Source organism: Stenotrophomonas sp. B1-1, from assembly GCF_010894375.1.
Lineage (GTDB): Bacteria > Pseudomonadota > Gammaproteobacteria > Xanthomonadales > Xanthomonadaceae > Stenotrophomonas.
Map to the genome: position 1 here is coordinate 91912 of NZ_JAAIUZ010000017.1, position 23260 is coordinate 115171.

Below are 23260 nucleotides of genomic sequence, written 5' to 3' on the forward strand. Positions count from 1 at the left end.
AACCTTGGTCGGTCACCATGGCCGCCCCACGTTCTGGATTCACGTTGTGCTGAGTACTGTTGGTTTGTTGATGGGCCTGTACGTGGCCTGGCGCCTGTTCTGGCCGCTGCGGCTGCCGCTCTGGGCCAAGGCGCTGTTGTCGCTGCTGCTGGTGGCGCTGGCGGTGCAGCTGCGCATTGTTGCCACCTTCTGGGGCACGATGGCCTCGCCGGAAATTCCCAAGCTGGCCATCGCCGTGCTGGCCACCGGTTCCACCGCCGTGCTGCTGCTGGCGCTGGCCCTGCTGGTGATGGATGCGGGCCTGCTGCTGTCGCGCCTGCTGCGCTGGCCGCGCGTGGTGACAGCGCTGCGCGCCCGCATGCTGCGGCCGCTGGCGGCCGGCCTGGCCCTGCTGCTCAGTGGTTACGGTGTCAGCCAGGGCATGGCGGTACCCAAGGTGCGGCAGATCGAAGTGAACATCGCCGGGCTGCCGGCGGCGTTCGACGGCTACCGCGTACTGCAGCTCACCGACATCCACGCCAGCCGCCTGCTGACCGGCGACTGGGTGCGCCGGGTCGTGGCCGAGAGCAATGCGCTGAAGCCGGACCTGATCGTGATCACCGGCGACCTGATCGATGGCACCGTGGCCGCGCGTCGCCATGATTTCCAGCCGCTGGGTGAACTGCAGGCCCCCGACGGGGTGATCGCCATCACCGGCAACCACGAGTACTACGCGCAGTACCGCGAATGGATGCAGGCGTTCCGCGCGCTGCACATGCAGGTGCTGGAAAACAGCCATACCCAGGTGCGTCGTGGCGATGCGGCGATCACCATCGCCGGTGTCACCGATCCGGTCGCGGCCCGCTACGGCCTGCCGCTTCCCGATCTGGACGCCGCCCTGGCCGGTGCCGACCCGGCCGCGCCGGTGATCCTGCTGGACCACCGCCCGCGCAACGCGCGCGAAGCGGCAGAGCGCGGCGTGCAATTGCAGTTGTCCGGACACACCCATGGCGGCCAGATCATCGGCATGGACCAGCTGGTGAAGCGCGCCAACGGTGGCTACGTGTCGGGTCGCTACGCGGTCAATGACATGACCCTGTACGTCAGCAACGGCGCCGGCCTGTGGGCGGGCTTTCCCGCGCGCATCGGCGTACCCTCGGAAATCACCCTGATCACCCTGCGCAAGGGGGCGGACCCCCTGGCCAAAGGCCAAGGGCTCTGACCCATCGCCAGACAGCCCGGGGTCGGATCCCTTGGCAACGCCAAGGGCTCTGACCCCAAGGACCCGCACACCACGGCACCCATGGCCCACCCCCGCGCCCCGCTGGAACGACTGATCCGCGCCAACGCCGATGAGATCAACCGGCTGCAGCGATCGCCTATCGCGCCGCGCGGTTGAGTACGGGCATTGGGGTCAGATCCCTTTGCCACCGGCAAAGGGCTCTGACCCCCGGTCCGTCACGCCGCCCGCAACGGGCGCGCACGCGCACTGCGCTTCAGTGACTGCCCACGCTTGGCGATGGCGCGCACCACGAAGGCAGTGAACAGCAGTGCCGACGGCACGGCGTACCAGAAGTTGGCCGGTACGCGCTTGAAGTACGAGTAGGTGAACACTGCGGCGATGATCCACATGCCGGTGGTGTGCAGGCGTCGCCATGCAGTGGGCCCCATGCGCCGGGCGATGCCGCGGTGCGAGGTGATCGCCAGTGCCAGGATCGCCACGTAGCCCACCGTGCCGGGCAGGTTGGCCAGGGCCGAGCGCGCCGGCCAGAACGCCGGGTTCAGAATGCCGAACGTGGTGATCGCCACGGCATGCAGCAGGTGCGAGAACGCGAACGACAGGCCGATGATGCGGCGCTCGCGCAGCAGGAAGTGGGTGGTTGGTCCGGGCAGCAGGCTGGCGAACGATGACGCGGTGAACGCGGCCAGGAACAGCACGAACGAGGTGCGTGCGGTCACCCGGATGGCCGCGCGACTGCCCTCCACCACGTCGGGTTGCAGGGCGAATGCGGCCATTGCGAAGGCGATCAGCACCACGGCGATGGCCACGAACAGGCGCCAGCCGTGCAGGAAGGAAGGGGTTGAAGCAGCCATGGTCAGACCTCGATGAAGGAAGAAGGGAAGCGCGGCCGGTGGCCGCAGGGTTCAGGCGCTGCGCGCGGCGACCAGCACGCCGGCCGCGCACAGGGGGGCGAGCAGCGGTGCGGTGGCGGCCTGCAGTTCGCCGCGGTCGACACCGTGCACATCGGCCAGCACCTGCAGTGCCTCATCCACGCGCGCACCGTCATTGCCCAGTGCGGTCAGCAGGGCGTAGGCCAGCGGTGCCAGCACCTGCGTGTGCAGGCTGAAATCGGCGTGGCGATGCAGCAACAGCAAGGTCGGTGCCGCCTCGGGCCGCGTGGTCAGCGCCTCGTCCTGGTGCACCGGCCACTGGTAGCCCAGCACGCGCACGTGTGTGGACAGTGCAAGCACATGCGTGCCCGTTACGGCCTGTTCGAGCGCCTGCCCGGGATCGCGTGCCTCGATATGCAGCGCCTGCTGCGTGCTTTCGTAGTGCGCCAGTTCTGCGGCCCAGCCTGGCAGTGCCAGCGTGTCCTGCATTGCCAGCCAGGCGGCGAACTCGCCGGCAATCTGCGGGAACAACGGGGTATGGCAGGCATGGCGGGCGTAGTAATGCTCGACCATGCCGCGCCAGCGTGGCCCGCCCAGGTGCTGCTGCAGGCGCGGCAGGCTGCCGGCCAGCAGGCTGTCCAGGCTGTCGATGCACAGGCGGCGATAGACCGCCAGTCGCCGCGCGTCGATGCCCGCCGGTGCCGGCGTGGACGGGTCACGCACATGCCCGGCCCAACGCTGCTGCAGGGTGGCCAGTGTCTCAGCCATGGGCCACCTCGGGCTGCAGCACATCCACCTGGGCCTGGCGGATCTGTTCCACCTCAGCCAGCAGCTCGGCCAGCGGCGGAAAATTGAAATCGCGTTCCAGCAGGGTGGGTCGCACGCCAACACGCGCATACGCCTCGCGCAGCAGCGCCCACACCACGCCTTTCACCGGCGCGCCATGGGTGTCGATCTTGAAGCCGTCGTCTTCGTCGAAGTGCCCCGCTACATGCAACGACGCCACGCGGTGGGCCGGTACACGGGCCAGGAAATCGAAGGCGTCGTAGCCGTTGTTGCAGGCGTTGACGAATACATTGTTCACGTCCAGCAGCAGGTCGCAGTCGGCTTCGTCCAGCACGGCATTGATGAAGTCGATCTCGCTCATGTCCGCGCCAGGCACGACGTAGTAGGAAATGTTTTCCACCGCGATGCGCCGCCCCAGCATGTCCTGCACCTGGGCGATGCGACCGGCGACGTGGTGCACCGCTTCGGCAGTGAAGGGCAGCGGCAGCAGGTCGTAGACATGGCCGCCGGCGGCGCAGTAGCTCAGGTGTTCGCTGTACAGCTGCACCTGGTGCAGATCGAGGAAGGCGCGGGTCTGCGCCAGCAGGATCTGGTCCAACGGGTCCGGCCCACCCAGCGACAACGACAGGCCATGGCAGGTCAGGCGATGGCGTTCGCTCAGCTGGCGCAGCGCGGCACCGTGGGCGCCGCCCACGCCAATCCAGTTATCCGGCGAGACTTCCAGGAAATCGATGGCATCGGCCGGCATCGCCAGCAGTTCATCGATCAGGCCGCGGCGCAGGCCAAGACCGGCGCTGGCAGGGGGCAGGGGCGTGTGCATGCGCTTACTCCAGGGCAAGGGCGCCGCCGTTGCGGCGGCGCCGGGTGGGGGGCAATCAGTCGTTGACGCGCGAGAACAGACCCTTCGGCATCGGCTTGCCGTGGGCGGTGTAGACGCTGCGCAGGTAGTCGTGTGCTTCCTGTTCGCTGATGTAGCCATCGTGGTTGGTGTCGATGCGATCGAACTCGGCGGCGCGCTCGCCGGCCACGGCGTTGAACTCGGCCCGCGAGACGCGGCCGTCGTGGTCACGGTCGGTGCGGGCAAACGAGGCATCGCCACACTTGCCTTCACCGCACTGGCCTTCGGCCACCTTGGCCTTGCCGGCGGGTTTGCTGGTGCTGGCCTTGTTGGCGCCGCACTTGCCTTCACCGCACTTGCCTTCGGCGGCGGCGCTCATGGATACCGCGCTGATTGCCAACGGTTGGATCGCAGCGGCCTGGCCGGCCAGCAGCAGGCCACCGGCCAGGGCGATGCCGATGGCGCCGATGCGCGGCAGGCGGGAAGCAGAGGTGTTCTTGATCGAGACGGACATGGTGGTGACTCCTTGGGGTTGCACGCAGGGCGTGCGGGATGGACGCCGCATGGCGCGACGGAAAGCGAATGGGATGCGCAGTGAGTGCGCTGGATCAGGCGCTGCGGCGACGGCGCAGCGCGTAGGCCAGCAGCAGGGCCCCGCCGAGCGCGGCGCCGCCGAAACCGATGCCGGGCAGCAGCGCGGCGACGGGCAGCAGCAGGGCGATCAGGCTGGCGCCCCAGCCCAGGCCGTCATCGCCAACGGTGGCGTGCTGTCGGCCGGCCAGCAGCTGGTCCACGCTGAGTGCGCCGCCGCCGTTGAGGATCAGCGGCAGCAACATGGCCAGGAACAGCAGCGGCAGTTTGAAGTTGCCGTAGCCCTGGTCGGTGATCGCATAGCCCTGCCAGAGTTCGCCCAGGCCGTTCCACTGGTCGGGCCAATGCACGGCGGCAATGGCGACGATGGTCAGCACCCAGAAGATGTAAGCCACCGAACGCGTGGCCAGGCCCAGCAGCAACAGCACCGCACCGACCAGCTCAAGCCAGGTGGCCAACTGCCAGTTCAGCGATGCAGGCAGGGTGGAGAACGGGAACGGGAAGCGCCCGTCCAGATCGGCGAACCAGTTCTGCCCACCCAGCTTCTCGCGGCCGGATTCGAAGAATTCCCAGGCCAGCAGTGCACGCAGGGCCAGCGGCGAGAGCCAGCGGCCAACGGCATCCAGGCGGGGGGTATAGCGCGAAGCGGCGGTGCTGATCATGGAGGTGTCCTGCGGGCCAGTGGTCGATGGAGACCATTTCGAGCCACGCAGGTATCGGCAACGTGTGCCGTTGCCCGGGGTTTTGTCAGCCACTGTGGCCGCGGCAGGGGTTTCGTACAGTCCGATACAAAGACGCCGGGTCGCGTGTTCGCCGGGCGCGGCCCGGTGCTACCGGGTGGTAAAGGTTCCCCGCACGTACGCGCGATGACGCCCGGCGGCCGAATGTATCCCACTGTAGGAACCCGCCACCGCCCTACAGTCCGGTACAACTCGGCCCCGCAGCGAAACAGCGCCGATACACCCGCAGGCGGAAATGGCCACTCCCAACCCTGGAGTGCTCCCATGATCCGCACCACCCTGCTTGCCGCCGCCCTGGCCATCGCTGGCGCCGCCACCCCCGCCTTCGCCGCGCAGGCCGAAGCCGGCGCGCCCCCCACCGTCATCCTGGTGCACGGCGCCTTCGCCGATGGCTCCAGCTGGAACAAGGTCATCAGCACGCTGCACGATTGGAAGGTACCGGCAGTGGCGGTGCAGAACCCGCTCACGTCGCTGGCCGACGATGTCGCGGCCACCCGTCGTGCGATCGCCGCGGCGCCCGGCAAGGTGGTGCTGGTCGGCCACAGCTGGGGTGGCACGGTCATCACCGAAGCGGGCAACGATCCCAAGGTGCAGGCGCTGGTCTACGTGGCCGCCTTCGCACCCGATGTCGGCCAATCGTCGGCACAGCAGGGCGAGGGGTTCCCGGTGGGCCCGGGCCTGACCCGTCTGCAGGACCGCGATGGCTACCTGAGCCTGCCGGCCGATGCGATCGCCCAGGACTTCGCGCCGGACGTGATGAAGAAGACCGCTGAGCTGCTGTACAGCACCCAGGTGCCGCTGAAGTCCAGCGCCCTTGGCGAAGTCGTCACCACCGCCGCCTGGCGTGGCAAGCCGAGCTGGTACGTGCTCAGTCGCGATGACCGCATGCTGTCGCCGCAGCTGCAGGCCGCCACCGCAAAGCGCATCGGTGCACAGCTGCAGTCGGTCGGCAGCAGCCACGTGTCGCTGCTCTCGCACCCGGCCCAGGTGGCCGACACCATCCTGGAAGCGGCCGGGGTGAAGCCGGCCGAGCTGCCGCTGGCCGAGCAGGGGGGCTGAGCGATGGCCACGCTGCGCACCTACGCCCTGCCGTTGCTGCTGGCCCTGATCGGTGGCGCGGCACTGCTGCTGGTCTGGCCCAGCCCCGCCGCCGACGCGCAACCGGCCGAGCCCGTTGCCGCGGCCGGTTTCGACGGCGGCGGACCCTGGCACAACAGCCCGCCGCTGCGCCTGGAGCAGTTGCGCGGGCAGGTGGTGCTGGTCGAGTTCTGGACCTATGCCTGCAGCAACTGCCTGAACGTGGCGCCTTACGTGCACCAGTGGCACGCACGCTACGCACCGCAGGGCCTGCGCGTGGTGGGCGTGCACACGCCCGAGTTCGCCTATGAGGGACTGCAGGGCAACGTGCGCCACGCGATCCGTCGCCTGGATATCAGCTGGCCGGTGGTGCAGGACAACCAGTACCGGATCTGGAATGCATGGGGCAACCGCTTCTGGCCGGCGCTGTACCTGGTCGACCGGCAGGGCCGGGTGGTCTACCGGCACTACGGCGAAGGCGACTATGCACGTACCGAAAGCGAGATCCAGCGCCTGCTGGCCAGCCCCTGAGCCGCGCTACCATGGCCGCGCCGCGCGGCCTTTCCCTGTCTTCATCGAGAACGCCATGAACCACGTACCGCACATTCTTGTCGTCGACGATGACAGCGACATCCGGCAGATGCTGACCGACTACCTGCAGCGCAACGGCCTGCGCGTCAGCCAGGCCGACGGCGGCCGGGCCATGCGCGCGCTGATGGATACCCACGCGGTGGACCTGGTGGTGCTGGACGTGATGATGCCCGGCGAGGACGGCCTGAGCCTGTGCCGCAACCTGCGTGCGGGCAAGCATCGTGCGGTGCCGGTGGTGCTGCTGACCGCGCGCGATGATGAAACCGATCGCATCATTGGCCTGGAAATGGGTGCCGATGATTACGTGACCAAGCCGTTCTCCTCGCGCGAACTGCTGGCACGCATCAATGCGGTGATCCGCCGCACGCAGATGCTGCCGCCGAACCTGCAGGTGAGTGAAGCGGGGCGCCAGTTGGCCTTCGGCGAATGGCGGCTGGATACCACCGCACGCCATCTGCTGGATGCGCAGGACACCGCGTATCCGCTCAGCGGCGCCGAATTCCGCCTGCTGCGCGTGTTCCTGGACCATGCCAACCGCGTGCTCAGCCGCGACCAGCTGCTCAGCCTCACCCAGGGCCGCGATGCCGAACTGTTCGACCGTTCCATCGACCTGCTGGTCAGCCGCGTGCGCCAGCGCCTGGGCGATGATGCGCGCGAGCCGACCTACATCAAGACGGTGCGCAGCGAAGGCTATGTGTTCAGCGTACCGGTGCAGTTGCTGGGGCCGCAGGAATGAATGCCGTCGCGCGCCGCCTGCCGTGGCCGCGCACGTTGTCCGCGCGCCTGCTGCTGTTGCTGCTGGGTGGGCTGACCCTGGCGCACGCGCTGTCCTTCGGCCTGTTGTTCTTCGAGCGTTACCAGGCCACCCGCAGCATGATGCTGCGCAACCTGGACGAAGACGTGGCGGTGAGCGTGGCCCTGCTGGAGCACCTGCCGGCCCGTGAGCGCGCTGCCTGGGTACCGCGATTGGAGCGGCGCACGTATCGCTACCTGCTGCGCCCGGCGGCAGCGGGACCGGCGCTGGAAACCGAGCGTGCGCGCCAGGTCACCGCGATCATCGATGACAGCCTGGAACATCGCTATCCGCTGCAGGCGCGCCAGGTTGCGCGCCTGCCGGAGCGCTTCGAAGTGGAGCTGAAGCTGCACGACGGCACGCCGTTGACCATCGAAGTAACCCCTTCGGGCCTGCCGCTGGCGCGCTGGCTGCCGGCGGTGCTGCTGCTGCAGCTGGCCCTGTTGCTGGCGTGCGCGTGGTTGGCGGTGCGCCTGGCCATGAAGCCGCTGGCGCGTCTTTCGCAGGCGGTTGAACAACTGCAGCCGGGCAGTGATGCCGCGCCGCTGGCAGAGGATGGGCCGGCCGAAGTCGGCGCCGCGGCCGCGGCGCTCAATGGCCTGCAGGCACGCATCCGTGGCCATGTCAGCGAGCGCCTGCAGATTCTGGCGGCCATCTCGCACGATCTGCAGACGCCGATCACGCGCATGAAGCTGCGCGTGGAAACACTGCCGGAAGATGCCACCCAACAGCGCCTGCTGGATGACCTGGACCACCTGGGGCAACTGGTGCGCGAAGGCGTGGCCTATGCACGCAGCAGCCATGTGGCCAGCGGCGCGCCGGTGGCGATGGATCTGGGCGCGTTCCTGGCCAGTGTGGTGGGCGACTATGAAGACATGGGCAAGCCGGTTACGGGTGGCGCGCCCGCGGGCCTGACCGTGCAGACCTGGCCGCAGCCGCTGCGGCGGGTGGTCGGCAACCTGGTCGACAACGCAGTGCGCTATGCCGGCAGCGCCGAGATCGACGCGGGGCGCGATGCGGCGGGCAAGGTGTGGATCGCCGTGTCCGACCGCGGCCCCGGCATTCCCGAGGCCGAACTGCAGGCGGTACTGGCGCCGTTCCATCGCCTGGAACAATCGCGCAACCGCGATACCGGCGGCACCGGGCTGGGGTTGGCCATCGCCGTGCAGCTGGCGCAGTCGCTGGGCGGTTCGCTGCAGCTGCGCAACCGCGACGGTGGCGGCCTGCAGGCTCTGCTTCAGCTGCCGGGGTGAAGAGCAGGGGTCAGATCCCTTTGCCAACGGCAAAGGGCTCTGACCCCGGTGCACTGCGCCGTCACTGCGCGCGTGACACCCTGCCGCCATGAATGAGATGACGGCGGCGCGGCGGCGTTCGATGTGGGTGGCTGGCCTGTCCACCGTGGTGGAGTGGTACGACTTCACCCTGTACCTGTACTTCGCCACCGTGCTGTCACGGGTGTTTTTCGGTGGCGGTGATCAGGCCATGCTGGTCACCCTGGCCGGCTTCGCGGTCTCCTATCTGATGCGTCCGCTGGGCGCCTTGTGCTTCGGCCACCTGGGCGATCGTCTTGGCCGGCGCTGGATGCTGCTGGCCTCGATGGCATTGATGGCCGCGGCGATGCTGGCCACCGCATTGCTGCCCACGGCCGCCACCGCAGGCGCTGCGGCTGGCGTGCTGTTGCTGCTCCTGCGCTGCGTGATGGCGTTCTCGGTGGGCGGCGAATACACCGGCGTGGTGGCCTATCTGCTGGAAAGCGCACCGGCGCGCCGGCGCGGCCTGGTCACCTCGTTGGCGTCGGCCGCCAGTGAGGTCGGCGCGCTGCTGGCGGTGGCGATTTCCGCGGTGACGGTGGCGCTGCTCACGCCGGCGCAGCTGGATGGCTGGGGCTGGCGCATTCCGTTCTTCGTCGGCGCCGCGCTGGCGCTGGTGATCCTGATTGCACGCTCGGGCATGCACGAGTCCCCCGAATTCGAGCGGCAGCGGCGCGAGGGCAGCATTCCGGCCACGCCGCTGCGGCACGTGCTGCGCCACCATCCTGGCGCAGTGGCGCGTACGTTCGCGATTTCCGCGCTCGGGTCGATCACCTACTACGTGGGCATCACCTATGTGCCGGCGTTCCTGCATGCGCAGGGCCACGATGAGGGCGATGCGCTGTGGTTGTCCACGGTTGCGGCGGTGGCCGTGATTGCGATCACGCCGCTGTGCGGTGCGCTGTCCGATCGTTTCGGGCGGCGTCCGCTGCTGCTGGTACTCACCGCGCTGGCGGCGCTGCTGCCGCTGTCGATGTTCGGCGCGATGGCGCAGGCCTCGCCGTTGGGCATTGCGCTGGCGGCGGTGGTGCTGGCCTGCGTGGCCGGCGGAGTGAGCGCGGTGGCCGCACCGGCCACGGCCGAGCAGTTTCCCGGCGAGGGCCGGGTGAGCGGGCTGGCATTGGGGGTGACCATGGCGACGGCGGTGTTCGGCGGGGCGACACCCTGGTTGGCGCAGTGGTGGGTGGAACGCAGCGGCTGGGCGGCGGCGCCGGGCGCGATGATCGCGTTGGTGGCCGTGGTGGTGCTGCCGGTGCTGTGGACCCTGCCCGAGACAACCCCGGGCAGGGCCAGACGCTAGGCGATCAGACCTTCAGGGTCTGCGCGATATCGTCCAGTACGGCCGCCGCATCCACGCCGATGGCGATCGACTGCAGCACGTGGCCATCCCACACGCTGGGGCCGAAGGCCAGGCCTTCCGGCTTGGGAATGGTCATGCCCCGCGCCACGCCGTCGGTGGCCACGCGCACGCTTGCGCGTTCGAACTGGAACAGCTCCGGGCGGGTCAGCGCGATGCAGGCGCAACAGTCGTGCACCACCATGCCCTTGTGCCCGGCCTGCAGGTAGAAGTCCACGTAATCCTGCGACAACGCGCGCACCAGTTCGGCATCGGCACCGCCGATGGCGGCCAGCTGGTCCAGGCCATCGCGGTCCATTTCCACGCGGGTGGTGACATCCAGGCCGATGGCGGTCACCGGCCACTGGGCGGTGAACACGATATCGGCCGCTTCGGCGTCGCCCCAGATATTGGCTTCGGCCGCCGGGGTGATGTTGCCGTTCACGTGGAAGGCGCCGCCCATCAGCACCACGCCGCGCACCAGGCCGGCGATATCCGGTGCCTGCTGCAGGGCCAGGGCCAGGTTGGTCATGCGGCCCACGGCCACCAGGGTCACTTCGCCCGGGTGCGCGCGCACCAGGTCGATGATCAGCTGGTGCGCCGGGCGCGCATCGGCGGCCACGTCCAGCGTGGCGGGCACCGGGTGGTTGCCCAGCCCGTTGTGGCCGTGGATGTGCACCGGCCAGGCCTCGGGGGTGGCCTCGGGCTGCAGCGGGCCGCCCGCGCCACGCGCGACCGGGGCGGCAAAGCCCCAGGCCTGCTTCAGGTACAGCGCGTTGTGGGTGGTCGATTCCACCGAGGCGTTGCCGAAGGTGGTGGTCACGCCCACCAGGTCGATCTGCGGGTGCTTGTGCAGGTACAGCAGGGCCAGGGCGTCATCCACGCCCGGGTCGGTATCGAAAATGACTTTCAGCATGTTGTTGTTCTTCTTCTTCCGTGTGGTGCAAGGGGGCCGGCGGACCCACGGGGCCGGGCCGGCGCGCCCTACATTGTCCCATCTTCATGACAGGCAGGGCGAACCGGCGCGGCGGTGCTATCGTCAGCGGGCATCCAGGGACGGAGTACCGCCATGAAATCCCCCGCGATCCTGCTGGCTGGGCTGCTGTGCCTGGGCGCGACCATGCCGGCATTGGCCACCTCGCTGGCGCCCAAGCCGCTGCAGCAGATGGTTGCCGAGGCCGACCAGATTGTCCGGGCCACGGTGGTGGCGGTGGAAATGGTCGATGGCAGGGGGCGGCCACTGAACGATCCAGACGCCCCTACGGGGCCGGGCGTGAGCAATGAAATCCGCCTGGTGCTGCGGGTGCAGGACGTGCTGCGCTCGCCCCGCAAGGTCCCGGGCACGATCAGGGTGCCGCTGTGGACGATGTGGCATGACAGCCTGGGTCGCGCCCGTGGCGCCTATCTGCACAGCGAAGGCATCTTCCTCCTGAAAAGCGAGCGCCATGCGCCGGTGTATCCGATGGACTTCCAGCGGCCGCTGGAGGAGCGCGCGCGGATCCAGGCACTGATGGGTGCACCATGACCGGACCAGTTCCCCCTTACGGAGACACAGCATGCTGGTGGTAACCCTGATCCTGGTCGCCCTGGTAGTGGGCTTGAACCTCGTCGCCACCTTCGTGGTACTGGGGCGCGAAGAGGTGTCGGCCGGTGGGCGGGCGGTGCAGCTGCTGCTGGTCTGGCTGCTGCCGTTGGTGGGGGCGATCCTGTGTATGGCCGCGGCCACGGCCGACGGGTCCAGCAGCCGGGCCGATGGCAGTGGCGGTGGCAGCTACGATTCCTCGGGCAGCTATTCCAGTGACAGCCACAGCAGCCACAGCCATGGCGGATCGGACTGCAGCAGTGACAGCGGTGGCAGCTGCAGCGATTGAGGTGCAGACATTTTGTAGAGTCGAGCCATGCTCGACTGCTTCTGCCGTTCGTAGAGTCGAGCTTGCTCGACTGCTTCACGCAACAGCAGTCGAGCATGGCTCGACTCTACAGAACAGCGGCCAGCCGCGCTCAGCCGCCGCCTTCGGTCGGCAACGGGGCCGGCACGTTCAGCAGCCCGCCGCTGGCCACATAGGCGGCCAGTGCCTGGCCCTGGCTCAGCAGGTGGCGTTCCATGGTGCGCTCGGCCGCGGCTGCGTCGCGGCGGCGGAAGCAGTCCATCAGCTCGCGGTGTTCGGCCAGCGACTGCGCGGTGCGGCCGGGGGCCAGCAACTGGCGCCCGCGGTGCATCTTCAGGATGCGGTGCAGATCGTGGGTGATGCGGATCAGCCACGGGTTGCCGGCGTAGTGCTGCACGGTTTCGTGGATCAGGTAGTTGTTGCGGTAGTACTCGGCGATGTTGCCGTTGGCCGCCGCCGCTTCCATCGCCGCATGCAGGTCTTCCAGCTGCTGCACGCCGGCATCGTCGATGTGCTTCACCGCCTCATGCGCGCAGCGGCCTTCCAGCATCGCCATCACCGGGAACAGCTGGTTCAGGTCTTCCAGGGTCAGCCGGGTGACGCGCGCGCCACGGCCGGCATCGATCTGCACCAGACCTTCGGCGGCCAGCAGCTTCAGCGCTTCGCGCAGCGGCGTGCGGCTGATCCCCAGTTCCTCGCACAGCGCGGGCTCGTCGATCCACTCACCGGGCGGCAGCCGGTAATCGTAGATGCGCTCGCGCACGTGCTCGGCCACCTCTTCATACAGAGGTGCGCGCTTCTTCGGTGAACGCGGAGCAGGAGCGATGGCCATGGTGGAAAGTGTACTGCCTCCCTGCGTGGAACCTGTAACGCGATACGACCGACCGAGAAAACGGCGGGCAAAACCGACCGGAAAAACGTCCGGGGACAACGGCTGGGTAGAGTCGACTGTTAGTCGACTGCTTTCCGCACGGATGCCGGCAAAACCCGCGCTGCGCGCGATAGTCGACCAACGGTCGACTCTACCCAGCCGAATCCGCCCGGCCGAACCCATCCCGTCGAACCCATCCGGCAGCAGGGCGCCGGAATGGTCCGGCGCCCCACGCCCTTACTCACATCCAGCCAGGCACCACGAACACCAGCCAGGCCAGCAGCGGGCCAAACACCACCACCAGGCCGCTGTAGACCAGGAAGCGGCGGAACAGGGTTTCACGTTCTTCCTTCGCGGCCGAGGCCACCACCAGTGCGCCGTTGGTCGAGAACGGGCTGACATCGACGATGGTGGACGACACTGCCAGCGCGCAGATCACGCCCGCCGCACCCAGATGGCCCTGCATCAGGAACGGCACCGCCAGCGGAATGGTCGCGCCCAGCACCGCGGCCGACGAAGCGAAGGCCGACACGATGCCGCCCACGTAGCAGACCAGCAGCGCGCCCAGCAGCGGAATGCCGATGCTGGAAACCCCATGGCCGATGAAGTCCACCGCGCCGGCATGTTCCAGCACGCCGATGTAGGTCACCACGCCGCAGATCAGCAGCACGGTGGACCAGCTGATGCCATCGACTGCGCCCTTCTGGCTCTGCGGCGACAGCAGCGCCAGGGCCACGGCCACGGTGATCGACACCAGGCCGACGTTGAGGTTGTAGATCAGCGCGGCCACGCCCAGGCCCAGCAGGCCGATCAGGGTGAACAGGCGCTCGCGGGTGAAGCCGACGGCTTCCAACGCCACCGGATCGTTGGACAGCGTGCCCCCGCCGGCCGCCACCAGTGCGCCATGGCCTTCAATGGCGAACTGCCGCGACGAGGCCTGCGGTCCACCGGCCATCGCCAGTTCCGCCGTACCCACGCCGCCGGTGGCCGTGATCGAGCCGCGGCGCAGCAGGGCGATGCCGCCGAACGCCACGAAGCAGATGATGGCCATCATGAAGTTGAAGCCCAGGCTGGTCAGGAACACCGCCATTTCGGTCACTTCCAGGCCGGCCTTCTGCACCACGCCGTTGGTGATGCTGCCGTACACGCTGATGGGCGAGAAGCCGCCGGCCTGCGCGCCATGGATCACCAGCAGGCCCATCATCAACGGGTTGATGTTGTACTGCTTGGCAAAGCGCAGTGCGACCGGACCGATGATCGCCACCGCGGCCGGGCCCAGCGCACCGAACGCGGTCAGCACGGCGGTGATGACGAACATCACCCACGGAATGGCCACGATATGGCCGCGCACCGCTTTCACTGCCCAATGCACCAGCAGGTCGATGGTGCCGTTCTTCTGCGCGATGGCGAACAGGTAGGTAATGCCGACCAGGGTCAGGAACAGGTCGCCGGGGAAACCGGCAAGCACTTCCTTGCCGCCCATGTCGACCCACAGGCCACCGATGATGAAGGCCAGCGCGAAGGCCACGGCGCCCATGTTGATCGGCATGGCGGTGGCGACGATGAACATGATCACCAGGCCGATGATCGTTGCGATTTGTGGACTCATGCGCCCTCCCAGACACGTGACTCGCGGTACAGCTCGGATGGAGACCCGCCATCCCGGGGTAAGGCGTCGTACTGCATGCTGCGTGCTACGTACTGCTCGAACCCGTTACTGCTGCCGGTCCAGCGCGTTGCGGACCCATGCCGCTGCGCCGTCCAGGCCCTGGAACTCTTCCACCGCGCGCACCTGGCAGCACGGGTAGGACGCGGCCACCATGCGCGCCAGCGCCGTGCCCGGGCCCAGCTGCAGGAATACCCGTGCGCCACGCTCGAAGGCCTGGCGCATCACCTGTGCCCATTCGATGGTCTGTGCCAGCTGTGCCGACAAGGTGTGGATCACCGCCGCGCGATCACGCACCGGGCGCGCATCAATGCCGGCCAGCACCGGTAGCGTTGGCGCGCGCACCGCCGCCGCCTCCAGCGCCGTGGCGAACGGTGCGACAGCGGCCGCAAGCAGCGGCGTGTGCGCGGCCACATGCACCGGCAGCACGCGCACCTCTGCACCCTGCGCGCGCGCGGCAACAGCCAGTGCGTGCAGTGACGCCTGCGTTCCGCCCACGACGAAGTGATCGGCGCCATTGGCGATGGCGATGTGCACGGTGTGTGCATCGCACAGTGCCTGAAGTGTTTGCCGCTGCAAGCCCAGCACCGCCAGCAGGCCGCTGTCGGCCGGGCTGGCAGCGTCCATCAGCTGCGCGCGGCGGGCCGCCAGGTGAAGGCAGGCGCGGGCATCCAGGCTGTCGGCCACCGCATGCGCGGCCAGCTCGCCGATGCTGTAGCCGGCCACCAGCAGCGGTGCCGGCAGCGCATCGCGCAGGCCCTGCCAGTGCGCCAGCGTGGCCGCACACAGCAGCGGCTGCGCCAGTGCGTTGTCGAAGCGTGCCTCGTCGGCAGCGGCCGCGAAGACATCGCGGCCCAGCACCGCCTGCGCGGCATCCAGCACTTCGCCCGCGGCAGGCAGGTCGCGCACGCGATCAAACATCGCCGCGTGCTGCGCGCCTTGTCCGGGGCAGAGCAGGGCCAGGCTCATGCGCCCTCCTGCTGCAGCAGGAACCAGCTGCAGGCCAGCAGATCGGCACTGCCACCGGGGCTCAGGCGACGCGCCACGAAACCCTCGCCGATGCGGTGCAGGCGTGCCTGCCAGCCAGCGGCGAACGCACCGCCGCCATCAACAAAACCGCGTGCCTGCTGCTGCGCCCACGCCAGGCCGTCGGCACCGCCGCGGTGCAGCAGGTTCAGGTCATCCACGCGTGCAACCAGCTGCATCAGGGCCTGGCACAGCGCCGCATCGCGCGGCAGGCCCGCGTGCAGGGCGTGGCGCAGGGTGGGCACGGCCAGCTCGCGCAGCAGCGGGTAACCGGCGGCGGCCTGTTCGCGCACGCCCGGCACGCCATGGCGCAGGCGCGCGCGCTGGCCGGGACTGCCTGCATCCAGCGGCGCAGCGGCAAGATCGCTGGCCCAGTGCTGTACCGCCAGGCAGACCTGCGCAGCGGACACGGCGTGGCCGTGCTGGCGGCGGCAGCGTGCCGCAGCGGCCACCAGCAGGCCCAGGCTGAAGATGGCACCGCGATGGGTGTTGATGCCGCCGGTGGCATGCAGCATGGCCGCTTCCGCGCCGATGCCGAGCGTGCGCAAGCGTGCAAACGGCGCATCGTCCGCGCCCGCGCGGGCAATGTCGGTGAAGTAGTGGCGCAGCGCGAACAGGCTGCGCAGGAACGTGCCGGCATCCATGTCGTCGTGGCTGCCGGTGCTGAAGGGGGTCACCAGGCCCGGCTTGGGCGCGCACGCAAGTTCGGCGTGCAGGCTGGCGATGGCCAGGCGGCCCAGGCGCGCGCTGTCGACATCGCGCCCAGCAGGTGGCAGCACGTGAGCCAATGCGCTCATGCGGCCACTCCGGCGGCAACGAACAGGCGCTCGCGCGGTTCCAGTGCGGCGCCGTGCAGGCGCTTGACCAGCACCTGGCGGCTGCCACCAGCGTACTCGCGCCAGTTCACCGCGCCGCCGTCGGCCAGGCACAGTTCGCCATCCACCCGGCGGCCCTGCGCACGCTCCCACGCCTGCAGGTGATCGACCAGGGTCTCGGCCTGCGCGCTCACATCCACCTGCCACAGCAGATCGATGTCCGAGCCGGCGTGCACGTAGGGCAGGCCGCTCAGGTGCTGCCAGGCGAAGGCGCCGAACACGCGTGCCGGTGCAATCCGGGCCAGCGCCAGCAGTGCGTCTTTCCACTCGGCGGGTACGCAGGCAGCCAGAACCTCATCCAGCGCCGGTGGCGCCTGCATACGCTGCACGCCCTGCATCGGCACGCGCAGCGCCAGCCGCAGTTTGCCCTCGCTGGGCGGCAGCGGCACGCCCAGCCGCAGCCGCGGGTCGGGATCGTCCACCGCACGCCGCGCCACCATCGCCGGCAGCCCCTGCGCGAACCACGCCGCCAGACGCGGTTCGTACGCGGCCACGTCGGCCCGCCAATCGGCGTGTGCCGACAGCCAGACCAGCGTGTGGCGGGCGGGCCGGTCAGGCATCGCCGCGGGCCACCGCAATGGAGACGTCCGCGGCCAGTGCACGGCCGCCACGCTGCGCACCCAGCGCTGCGCGACGGTCGCCGTTGGCAGGGGTACGCAGGGCCTGCAGCAGGTGCTGGGCCAGGTCACCGTCCCACAGCGATTCGACGGCGCCCATCGCCACATAGTTGCCCACGCCCGGTGCGAACACCGGCGAGCTCTGGCTGAGCGCCTGCAGTTTTTCCAGCGGCTGCTTGGTCACCCGTGCCATCGCGCGCAGGTCCATCACCCGCACCTGCGCGTCGGGCAGGGCATGGATGTGATCGGCCATCAGGCCGAAGGACAGGAAGCCGCCACTGACCGATTCGCCGTAGACCAGGGTCACCAGGCGCGCACCGCGCCGGCGTGCCAGGTCCAGCGTCTGCGCCAGATGGGCGAAGTAGCCGTTGATGCCCAGCATTTCATCGCGACGGGCCAGGCGCTGGCCAGCGGTATCGGCCAGCATCACGATCGGCCGCTGCGGATGGGCGGCGGTACTGGCCAGCACCGTATCAGCCAGCGCCAGCGCGTGGTCAACGCCCACTTCGATGCGGTCTGTGGTGCCGATCACGGTCACCTCGCCATCGTCGGTGGTGGCGCTGCCGGCAAGCACCGAATCGTGCACGGTAACGGCATGGCCGCGCGGGAACAGGGCATCCAGCAGGGTGTTCATCAGCGGGGTCATGGCAGTCTCCGCTGGGCGGTGGCGGCAAGGAAGTCGGCGGTGTCCAGCAGCGGCAGACGCTCGGGTTCGGCAATGCCCTGCAGGGCCCAGACCTGCAGGCCATCGTTGCACTCGCCCCACGCCTGCACGCGTGCCTTCAATGCGGCGTGGCGTGCCTGCAGGGCGCCCAGCGCGGTGTCGGTGTCGGCGCTGATGGTGTCGGCCTGCAGCGCATCCACGGCGGCCTGCGCGAAGGCCTGCAGGGAATCGGGTACCAGCACCTGGGCCTGGTCGATCAGGTAACGGTGCTTGCCGCCGGTCACCCGCCACACCAGGGCGCGGTCGCGTGCGTCGAACTCTTCCACGCCGCGTACGGTTTCGATCACTTCCGGTCCGGACAGCGACAACCGGCCTTCTTCGGACATGACCACCGTCGTGCAGCAGCGGGCGACGATGCCCATGCCGCCGAACGCGCCGTTGCCACTGCCGATCAATGCGATCACCGGTACCCCGGCGGCGCGCGCGTCCAGGGTGGCGCGCATGATTTCGGAAATGGCGATCAGCCCGGCGTTGGCCTCATGCAGGCGCACGCCGCCGGTGTCGAGCAGCAACAGCACGCCGTCCGGGCGCGTCTGCGCCGCGCGCCGCAGCAGTCCGGTCAGCTTGGCGCCGTGCACTTCGCCCACGCCGCCGCCCATGAACTCGCCCTGCTGCGCGGCCAGCAGTACGCGCTTGCCCTGCAGCGTGGCTTCGCCCACCACGATGCCATCGTCGAAGGCGGCCGGCTGGTCGAGCTGGGCCAGGTGCGGGCTCATCACCCGGTGGGTGGGGCCCAGGAATTCGTGGAAGGAACCGGCATCGACCAGGCCGGCGATGCGCCCGCGTGCGTCGGCTTCGTAATAGCTGTGGCGTTGCAACGGGATCATGGCGCGCCTCCGCCCAGCAGGGTTTCCACCGCCTGGTCCAGGCGCAGGCTGACCACCGCAGGGGTCGCGCCGGCGTCATTGATCGACACCCGCACGTCACTCAGCGGATGGCGCTGGGCGAAATCGGCGATCACCGCCTGCCAGATCGTGCCGAAGCCCTGCGCTGCGGTGATCACGCGCACGGTCAGCGCGCCGTCCTGCGCTGCCGGTTCCAGCAGGATTTCCAGATTGCCCGAGGCCAGTACGCCCACCAGCACCGCATCGTGCGGGAACTGCACCGGCCGGCTGCCGTCGAATCGATAGTCGAGGGTTTCCATGCTCTGTCCCTTACCAGTTGCGGAAGCGCTTGGGCGGGTCGTACAGGCCGCCGGACCAGCGCACCAGATCCTTCACCGAACGCGCCGCCAACAGGTCGCGGCTGGCATCGCGCACGTTGATGCCCAGGTCATCCGGGCGCTGGATCACGCCTCGGTCGCGCAGGTTTTCCACCATCGCGCGGTCGCGGCCCAGGCCCACGGCGGTGTAGCCGGCCACGCCGCGGATCGCCTGTTCGCGTTCCTCCGGCGTGCGGCACAGCAGCAGATTGGCAATGCCTTCTTCGGTCAGCACGTGGCTGACATCGTCGCCGTAGATCATCACCGGCGGCAGCGGCATGTCTGCGCGCTCGGCCAGTTCCCAGGCATCCAGACGTTCAACGAAGGCCGGTGCCATGTGTTCGCGGAAGGTTTCCACCATCTGCACCACCAGCTTGCGCCCGCGCGGCATTTCGCCGGGCCGTGCGGCCTGCTGGCCGGCCTTGATCCAGGCATCGCTGGCATGGCGGCGGCCACGTGCATCCGACCCCATGTTCGGCGCACCGCCGAAGCCGGCAATGCGGTCGCGGGTGGCGGTGGAACTATTGCCCTGCAGGTCGACCTGCAGGGTCGAACCGATGAACATGTCACACGCGTACAGGCCGGCGGTCTGCGAGAACGCGCGGTTGGAGCGCATCGAGCCGTCGGCACCGGTGAAGAACACATCGCCACGGGCGGCGATGTACTTCTCCATGCCCAGTTCCGAACCGAAGGAGTGCACCGATTTGACGAAGCCCGATTCAATGGCCGGAATCAGTGCCGGATGCGGGTTCAGCGCCCAGTGCTGGCAGATCTTTCCTTTCAGCCCCAGTGATTCGGCATAGGTCGGCAGCAGCAGTTCGATCGCGGCCGTATCGAAGCCGATGCCGTGGTTGAGGCGGTTGACTCCGTACTCGGCGTAGATACCCTTGATGGCCATCATCGCCATCAGCACCTGGATTTCGGAAATCTGCGCCGGATCGCGGGTGAACAGCGGCTCGATGTGGTTCGGCCGCGGTGCCTGCACCACGAAGTTGACCCAGTCAGCGGGGATATCGACGCGGGGGAGGGTGTCGACGATTTCGTTGACCTGGGCGATCACGATGCCGCCGCCGAATGCGGTGGCTTCGACGATCACCGGGGTGTCTTCGGTGTTCGGGCCGGTGTACAGGTTGCCGTGGCGGTCGGCGGCCTGCGCGGCCACCAGGGCCACGCGCGGGGTCAGGTCGATGAAGTAGCGGCCGAAAAGTTCCAGGTAGGTGTGGATGGCACCGATCTGGATGCGCCCTTCGGCCACCAGGTTGGCCAGCCGCACCGACTGCGGGCCGGAGAACGAGAAGTCCAGTTTCGAGGCGATGCCGCGCTCGAACACATCCAGGTGCGAGGGCAGGGACAGCACCGACTGCACCATGTGCAGGTCGTGCACCCGCGCCGGGTCCAGGTCGGCCAGCGCCTGGGCCAGGAAATCGGCCTGCTTCTGGTTGTTCCCCTCCAGGCAGACCTTGTCGCCCGGTTTCAGCAGGGCATGCAGCAGGTCGGCGACATCGGCGGCGGCGACCTGGCGGCCCCGTGCCCAGGGCGCGGCCCGTTCCAGGCGGGCCTGGCGGCTGCGTTGCAACGTGTCCCAGCTCGGGTTCATCGACCGGCTTCCGAATGGCGGTGGAAATAATTACGCCATAATTACGGAGCGCGCCGCAACTCGCAGTGCAGCAAAAAAGAAGGGCCCGCACGCAGGCGGGCCCATTCAGGTGGTGGCGCTGCGATGGGGTCAGATCCCTTTCCTGCGGAAAGGGCTCTGACCCCGCTGCCTGCCTTAGAACTTCCAGCGCAGGCTGGCGGCCACGAAGCGCGGTTCGCCGTAGTTGTTGTAGTCCAGGTTGGCCCAGTAGGTCTTGTCCAGCGCGTTGCGCACGCTCAGCGTGGCCGTCCAGTTGTCGCTGATGCGGTAGTTGGCGTTGAACTGCACCAGTGCGTAGGCCGGCTGGTTCACCGTGACCGTGCCACCCAGCGGGTAGGGAATGTTGTAGCCCTGCACCTTGCTCTGCCACTGCACGCCAGCACCCACGCTCAGGCGTTCCAGTGCGCCGCGCAGGCGCAGCTGGGTGTTGATCTGCAGCAGGTCTTCGGCGGGGTTGGCGTACAGCAGGTCGGTGGCCGCGCGGGTCACCTTCACGTGGGTAAAGCCGGCGTTGACGGTCCAGCCCGGCAGGATCTCGCCGTTCACGTCCATTTCCCAGCCACGCGCCTTGGTGCCGTTCACGCCGATATAGGCCGAGCTGCCATCGCTGAGCGAACCGTCCGGCACGCTCATGTCGCGCACCGCGTAGTTGTCCTGCTTGGCCTCGAACACCGCGGCATTGGCGGTCAGGCGGCCGTCGAACCACTGGGTCTTCAGGCCCGCTTCCAGGTTCGAACCCTGCACCGGCGCCAGCAGGTTCTCGTTCTTGTCCTTGTAGTTCTGCGGATTGAAGATTTCGGTGTAGCTGGCATACGCAGAGACATTCGGGGTGATGTCGAAGACCAGGCCCACGTACGGGGTCACTTCATCGCTCACCTTGTAGGCGCCGCTGGTGCCGGTGTAGTTGCCGGCCGCGTTGAATGCGCGGGTACGGGTTTCCCAGCGGCTCAGGCGTGCGCCGGCGATCAGCGAAAGCGGCTCGGCCAGGTGCAGGCGCGCGGCCAGGTACACGCCGCTCTGGGTGGTCTTGGCCACGCGGCGCGCACCGGTGCGGGTGTAGGTCACTTCGGAAATATCGCCGTTCCAGTCGTACACGTTGGGAATGTAGTAGCAGCGTTCGCTGCCGCAGCGTGCCCAGTCGGTCGGGAAGTTCAGCGTGGTGGTGTTGGTGGTCGCTTCCAGGTCGGCCCACTGCGCGCCGAAGGTCAGGTCGTGCTGCTGGTTGAACAGCTCGAACGTGCCGGTCAGGTAGGCATCAATGTTGCGACGGGTGTCTTCGGCATCGCCGGCGGCGGCGCGCAGGAAGATGCCCGAACCGGTGGCCGGGTTCGGGTTGCCGGTACCGTACAGGCGCACGTTCTGCACGTTGCCGCGGGTATAGGCGGTGTTGATCTTCAGCAACCAGTCGTCGCCGAAACGCTGTTCCAGGTTGGCGAACACGGTGCTGGTCTCGCGCTGCCAGTAGCTCCACTTCGGCGACAGGTTGGTCGAGCGCGGCAGGTGGGCGAAGTTGCCCTGGCTGTCGAAGAACGGCACGGTGCCCCAGGTGGAACCCACCGGGTTGTTGTCCTGGGTCTGGTAGCCCAGGGTGACCGTGGTGCTGTCGGTCACATCGCCTTCCAGCACGGCCATGCCGGCCATCTTGTTTTCTTTGTAGCGGTCGTAATAGAAATCACGATCGGTGTAGGCGGCGACCACACGGCTGCGGAACCGGCCGTCGCTGGTCAGCGGCGCGTTCACGTCCGCTTCCATGCGGCGGTAGTCCCAGCTGCCGGCACTGACTGCGAACGAGGCATCGAACTCCTTGCCCGGGCGCTTGCGCAGCAGGTTCACCGTGGCCGACGGCACACCGGCGCCACTGAGCAGGCCGTTGGCACCGCGGATCACTTCCACGCGGTCGTAGAAGGCGGTGTCGTATTCCTGGTTGGTCGAGCCGCTGTAGGTGGGAATGCCATCGACCTGGAAGTCGGTGATGGCGAAACCGCGCGCGTAGTAAAGCGGGCGCTGGGTGTCATAGAAGGACACGCTGACGCCGGTCACGTTGCGCATCACGTCGTTGATGCTGAACAGCGATTCGTCCTGCAGGCGCTGCAGGCCGATCACGGTGGACGACTGCGGGGTTTCCTGCAGGGTGATCGGCAGGCGCGTGGTGCTGGCCGGGGCGGCCTTGTCGGCACGCACGCTCACCTTGTCCAGGGTCTTGGCGTCGGACGCATCAACGCCGGCATCGGCGGCGAACGCCGAGGGCGCCGACAGGATCAGGACGGACAGCAGCGCGGCCGACAGCGGCGCGCGGCGGGGCAGGCGGGAAGCGTAGAGGGACATGGAGGGCTCGGGGCGGGAAGGGAAAGGGTGGGCGGCAACAGTCATCCGGCACCCGAGCGGCGGCATCGGGCGGGGTCAGGTCCATCTGCGGGAGGGCGCAGGTGAGTTGCGCGGGGTGCAAATGTAAATCGTTCTTAACAACATTACAATTCGTGACAACGGCTGGGGCCTCGGCGGGGTCAGATCCCTTTGCCCCGGCAAAGGGCTCTGACCCATTCCGGCCCACAAACGCGAACGGCCACCCGAAGGTGGCCGTCCGTTTCTACTACGTGGGAAA

At 68.4% G+C, this 23260-nt stretch carries 24 protein-coding genes; 8 read left to right on the plus strand and 16 right to left on the minus strand.

Annotation, left to right across the window (positions count from 1 at the left end):
• Positions 1-37: 37 nt before the first annotated feature.
• A complete protein-coding gene (locus G4G00_RS13685; protein WP_164274575.1) occupies positions 38-1201 on the plus strand; it encodes a metallophosphoesterase in 1164 nt (387 codons plus the stop codon).
• Between the two features lie 236 nt (positions 1202-1437).
• Here the strand turns inward: G4G00_RS13685 and G4G00_RS13690 are convergent, their stop codons facing one another.
• The 5 genes from G4G00_RS13690 to G4G00_RS13710 all read right to left on the minus strand — a co-directional run bounded on the left by G4G00_RS13690 (position 1438) and on the right by G4G00_RS13710 (position 4968).
• A complete protein-coding gene (locus G4G00_RS13690) occupies positions 1438-2073 on the minus strand; it encodes a ferric reductase-like transmembrane domain-containing protein (RefSeq protein WP_164274346.1) in 636 nt (211 codons plus the stop codon).
• Between the two features lie 51 nt (positions 2074-2124).
• Complete coding sequence (locus G4G00_RS13695) at positions 2125-2859, minus strand: putative DNA-binding domain-containing protein (RefSeq protein WP_164274349.1); 735 nt, start codon at positions 2857-2859, stop codon at positions 2125-2127.
• On the minus strand, positions 2852-3697 hold the full coding sequence (locus G4G00_RS13700; RefSeq protein WP_164274351.1) for a DUF692 domain-containing protein: 846 nt from the start codon (positions 3695-3697) through the stop codon (positions 2852-2854). Before G4G00_RS13700 ends, G4G00_RS13695 begins: the two co-directional genes overlap by 8 nt.
• A gap of 55 nt (positions 3698-3752) precedes the next feature.
• The gene (locus tag G4G00_RS13705; protein ID WP_164274354.1) at positions 3753-4229 is read right to left on the minus strand and encodes an EF-hand domain-containing protein; all 477 of its coding nucleotides are present in this window, start codon (positions 4227-4229) and stop codon (positions 3753-3755) included.
• Positions 4230-4323: 94 nt separating this feature from the next.
• Positions 4324-4968: a DoxX family protein gene (locus tag G4G00_RS13710; protein ID WP_164274357.1), complete on the minus strand. Its 645-nt coding sequence runs from the start codon at positions 4966-4968 to the stop codon at positions 4324-4326.
• Positions 4969-5310: 342 nt separating this feature from the next.
• Between G4G00_RS13710 and G4G00_RS13715 the strand changes: the two genes are divergently transcribed.
• From G4G00_RS13715 to G4G00_RS13735, 5 genes are all read left to right on the plus strand, one after another.
• Positions 5311-6105 carry an alpha/beta hydrolase gene (locus G4G00_RS13715; protein ID WP_164274361.1) on the plus strand — a complete coding sequence of 265 codons (795 nt, stop codon included), beginning with the start codon at positions 5311-5313 and terminating at the stop codon, positions 6103-6105.
• A gap of 3 nt (positions 6106-6108) precedes the next feature.
• Complete coding sequence (locus tag G4G00_RS13720) at positions 6109-6654, plus strand: redoxin family protein (protein ID WP_164274364.1); 546 nt, start codon at positions 6109-6111, stop codon at positions 6652-6654.
• A gap of 55 nt (positions 6655-6709) precedes the next feature.
• The gene (locus G4G00_RS13725) at positions 6710-7450 is read left to right on the plus strand and encodes a response regulator (RefSeq protein WP_164274367.1); all 741 of its coding nucleotides are present in this window, start codon (positions 6710-6712) and stop codon (positions 7448-7450) included.
• The gene (locus G4G00_RS13730; RefSeq protein ID WP_164274370.1) at positions 7447-8760 is read left to right on the plus strand and encodes a HAMP domain-containing sensor histidine kinase; all 1314 of its coding nucleotides are present in this window, start codon (positions 7447-7449) and stop codon (positions 8758-8760) included. Before G4G00_RS13725 ends, G4G00_RS13730 begins: the two co-directional genes overlap by 4 nt.
• 97 nt (positions 8761-8857) lie before the next feature.
• A complete protein-coding gene (locus G4G00_RS13735) occupies positions 8858-10117 on the plus strand; it encodes an MFS transporter (RefSeq protein WP_164274578.1) in 1260 nt (419 codons plus the stop codon).
• Between the two features lie 4 nt (positions 10118-10121).
• Here the strand turns inward: G4G00_RS13735 and G4G00_RS13740 are convergent, their stop codons facing one another.
• On the minus strand, positions 10122-11069 hold the full coding sequence (locus tag G4G00_RS13740; protein WP_108752449.1) for a nucleoside hydrolase: 948 nt from the start codon (positions 11067-11069) through the stop codon (positions 10122-10124).
• A gap of 153 nt (positions 11070-11222) precedes the next feature.
• Here G4G00_RS13740 and G4G00_RS13745 point away from each other — a divergent pair, with 153 nt between their 5' ends.
• Both G4G00_RS13745 and G4G00_RS13750 read left to right on the plus strand, forming a co-directional pair.
• The gene (locus G4G00_RS13745) at positions 11223-11678 is read left to right on the plus strand and encodes a hypothetical protein (protein ID WP_164274373.1); all 456 of its coding nucleotides are present in this window, start codon (positions 11223-11225) and stop codon (positions 11676-11678) included.
• Between the two features lie 31 nt (positions 11679-11709).
• Positions 11710-12024 carry a hypothetical protein gene (locus G4G00_RS13750; protein ID WP_108761477.1) on the plus strand — a complete coding sequence of 105 codons (315 nt, stop codon included), beginning with the start codon at positions 11710-11712 and terminating at the stop codon, positions 12022-12024.
• Between the two features lie 130 nt (positions 12025-12154).
• On the opposite strand, the gene G4G00_RS13755 is transcribed toward G4G00_RS13750, so the two are convergent.
• The 10 genes from G4G00_RS13755 to G4G00_RS13800 form a co-directional block, all read right to left on the minus strand.
• On the minus strand, positions 12155-12874 hold the full coding sequence (locus G4G00_RS13755) for a GntR family transcriptional regulator (protein WP_108752452.1): 720 nt from the start codon (positions 12872-12874) through the stop codon (positions 12155-12157).
• Between the two features lie 280 nt (positions 12875-13154).
• Positions 13155-14522 carry an SLC13 family permease gene (locus G4G00_RS13760; protein ID WP_108752453.1) on the minus strand — a complete coding sequence of 456 codons (1368 nt, stop codon included), beginning with the start codon at positions 14520-14522 and terminating at the stop codon, positions 13155-13157.
• Positions 14523-14627: 105 nt separating this feature from the next.
• Positions 14628-15548: a malonate decarboxylase subunit epsilon gene (gene mdcH / locus G4G00_RS13765; protein WP_164274376.1), complete on the minus strand. Its 921-nt coding sequence runs from the start codon at positions 15546-15548 to the stop codon at positions 14628-14630.
• Positions 15545-16402, minus strand: coding sequence for a triphosphoribosyl-dephospho-CoA synthase MdcB (gene mdcB, locus G4G00_RS13770; RefSeq protein WP_164274379.1), 858 nt, complete (start codon positions 16400-16402; stop codon positions 15545-15547). Before mdcB ends, mdcH begins: the two co-directional genes overlap by 4 nt.
• Positions 16399-17040 (minus strand): malonate decarboxylase holo-[acyl-carrier-protein] synthase, encoded by a 642-nt coding sequence (mdcG, locus tag G4G00_RS13775; protein WP_164274382.1) that lies wholly within the window; start codon positions 17038-17040, stop codon positions 16399-16401. The genes mdcB and mdcG overlap by 4 nt, the downstream gene beginning before the upstream one ends.
• Positions 17033-17743, minus strand: coding sequence for a biotin-independent malonate decarboxylase subunit gamma (mdcE, locus tag G4G00_RS13780; RefSeq protein WP_164274384.1), 711 nt, complete (start codon positions 17741-17743; stop codon positions 17033-17035). Before mdcE ends, mdcG begins: the two co-directional genes overlap by 8 nt.
• Complete coding sequence (locus tag G4G00_RS13785; protein ID WP_164274387.1) at positions 17740-18648, minus strand: biotin-independent malonate decarboxylase subunit beta; 909 nt, start codon at positions 18646-18648, stop codon at positions 17740-17742. Before G4G00_RS13785 ends, mdcE begins: the two co-directional genes overlap by 4 nt.
• Entirely contained in the window at positions 18645-18965 is a 321-nt protein-coding gene (mdcC, locus tag G4G00_RS13790) for a malonate decarboxylase acyl carrier protein (RefSeq protein WP_108755663.1), read from the minus strand. Before mdcC ends, G4G00_RS13785 begins: the two co-directional genes overlap by 4 nt.
• A 10-nt stretch (positions 18966-18975) precedes the next feature.
• On the minus strand, positions 18976-20619 hold the full coding sequence (mdcA, locus tag G4G00_RS13795; RefSeq protein WP_164274390.1) for a malonate decarboxylase subunit alpha: 1644 nt from the start codon (positions 20617-20619) through the stop codon (positions 18976-18978).
• Positions 20620-20793: 174 nt separating this feature from the next.
• The gene (locus G4G00_RS13800; protein ID WP_164274393.1) at positions 20794-22983 is read right to left on the minus strand and encodes a TonB-dependent siderophore receptor; all 2190 of its coding nucleotides are present in this window, start codon (positions 22981-22983) and stop codon (positions 20794-20796) included.
• Positions 22984-23260: the final 277 nt, after the last annotated feature.

Coding starts and splice junctions, on each gene's coding strand:
- G4G00_RS13705 (WP_164274354.1), bottom strand. CDS start 4,229: ATGTCCGTCTCGATCAAGAACACCTCTGCTTCCCGCCTGCCGCGCATC.
- G4G00_RS13710 (WP_164274357.1), bottom strand. CDS start 4,968: ATGATCAGCACCGCCGCTTCGCGCTATACCCCCCGCCTGGATGCCGTT.
- G4G00_RS13725 (WP_164274367.1), top strand. CDS start 6,710: ATGAACCACGTACCGCACATTCTTGTCGTCGACGATGACAGCGACATC.
- mdcB (WP_164274379.1), bottom strand. CDS start 16,402: ATGAGCGCATTGGCTCACGTGCTGCCACCTGCTGGGCGCGATGTCGAC.
- G4G00_RS13695 (WP_164274349.1), bottom strand. CDS start 2,859: ATGGCTGAGACACTGGCCACCCTGCAGCAGCGTTGGGCCGGGCATGTG.
- G4G00_RS13760 (WP_108752453.1), bottom strand. CDS start 14,522: ATGAGTCCACAAATCGCAACGATCATCGGCCTGGTGATCATGTTCATC.
- G4G00_RS13785 (WP_164274387.1), bottom strand. CDS start 18,648: ATGATCCCGTTGCAACGCCACAGCTATTACGAAGCCGACGCACGCGGG.
- G4G00_RS13755 (WP_108752452.1), bottom strand. CDS start 12,874: ATGGCCATCGCTCCTGCTCCGCGTTCACCGAAGAAGCGCGCACCTCTG.
- G4G00_RS13735 (WP_164274578.1), top strand. CDS start 8,858: ATGACGGCGGCGCGGCGGCGTTCGATGTGGGTGGCTGGCCTGTCCACC.
- G4G00_RS13750 (WP_108761477.1), top strand. CDS start 11,710: ATGCTGGTGGTAACCCTGATCCTGGTCGCCCTGGTAGTGGGCTTGAAC.
- G4G00_RS13700 (WP_164274351.1), bottom strand. CDS start 3,697: ATGCACACGCCCCTGCCCCCTGCCAGCGCCGGTCTTGGCCTGCGCCGC.
- G4G00_RS13690 (WP_164274346.1), bottom strand. CDS start 2,073: ATGGCTGCTTCAACCCCTTCCTTCCTGCACGGCTGGCGCCTGTTCGTG.
- mdcA (WP_164274390.1), bottom strand. CDS start 20,619: ATGAACCCGAGCTGGGACACGTTGCAACGCAGCCGCCAGGCCCGCCTG.
- G4G00_RS13740 (WP_108752449.1), bottom strand. CDS start 11,069: ATGCTGAAAGTCATTTTCGATACCGACCCGGGCGTGGATGACGCCCTG.
- mdcE (WP_164274384.1), bottom strand. CDS start 17,743: ATGACCCCGCTGATGAACACCCTGCTGGATGCCCTGTTCCCGCGCGGC.
- mdcC (WP_108755663.1), bottom strand. CDS start 18,965: ATGGAAACCCTCGACTATCGATTCGACGGCAGCCGGCCGGTGCAGTTC.
- G4G00_RS13715 (WP_164274361.1), top strand. CDS start 5,311: ATGATCCGCACCACCCTGCTTGCCGCCGCCCTGGCCATCGCTGGCGCC.
- G4G00_RS13730 (WP_164274370.1), top strand. CDS start 7,447: ATGAATGCCGTCGCGCGCCGCCTGCCGTGGCCGCGCACGTTGTCCGCG.
- mdcG (WP_164274382.1), bottom strand. CDS start 17,040: ATGCCTGACCGGCCCGCCCGCCACACGCTGGTCTGGCTGTCGGCACAC.
- G4G00_RS13800 (WP_164274393.1), bottom strand. CDS start 22,983: ATGTCCCTCTACGCTTCCCGCCTGCCCCGCCGCGCGCCGCTGTCGGCC.
- G4G00_RS13745 (WP_164274373.1), top strand. CDS start 11,223: ATGAAATCCCCCGCGATCCTGCTGGCTGGGCTGCTGTGCCTGGGCGCG.
- G4G00_RS13720 (WP_164274364.1), top strand. CDS start 6,109: ATGGCCACGCTGCGCACCTACGCCCTGCCGTTGCTGCTGGCCCTGATC.
- mdcH (WP_164274376.1), bottom strand. CDS start 15,548: ATGAGCCTGGCCCTGCTCTGCCCCGGACAAGGCGCGCAGCACGCGGCG.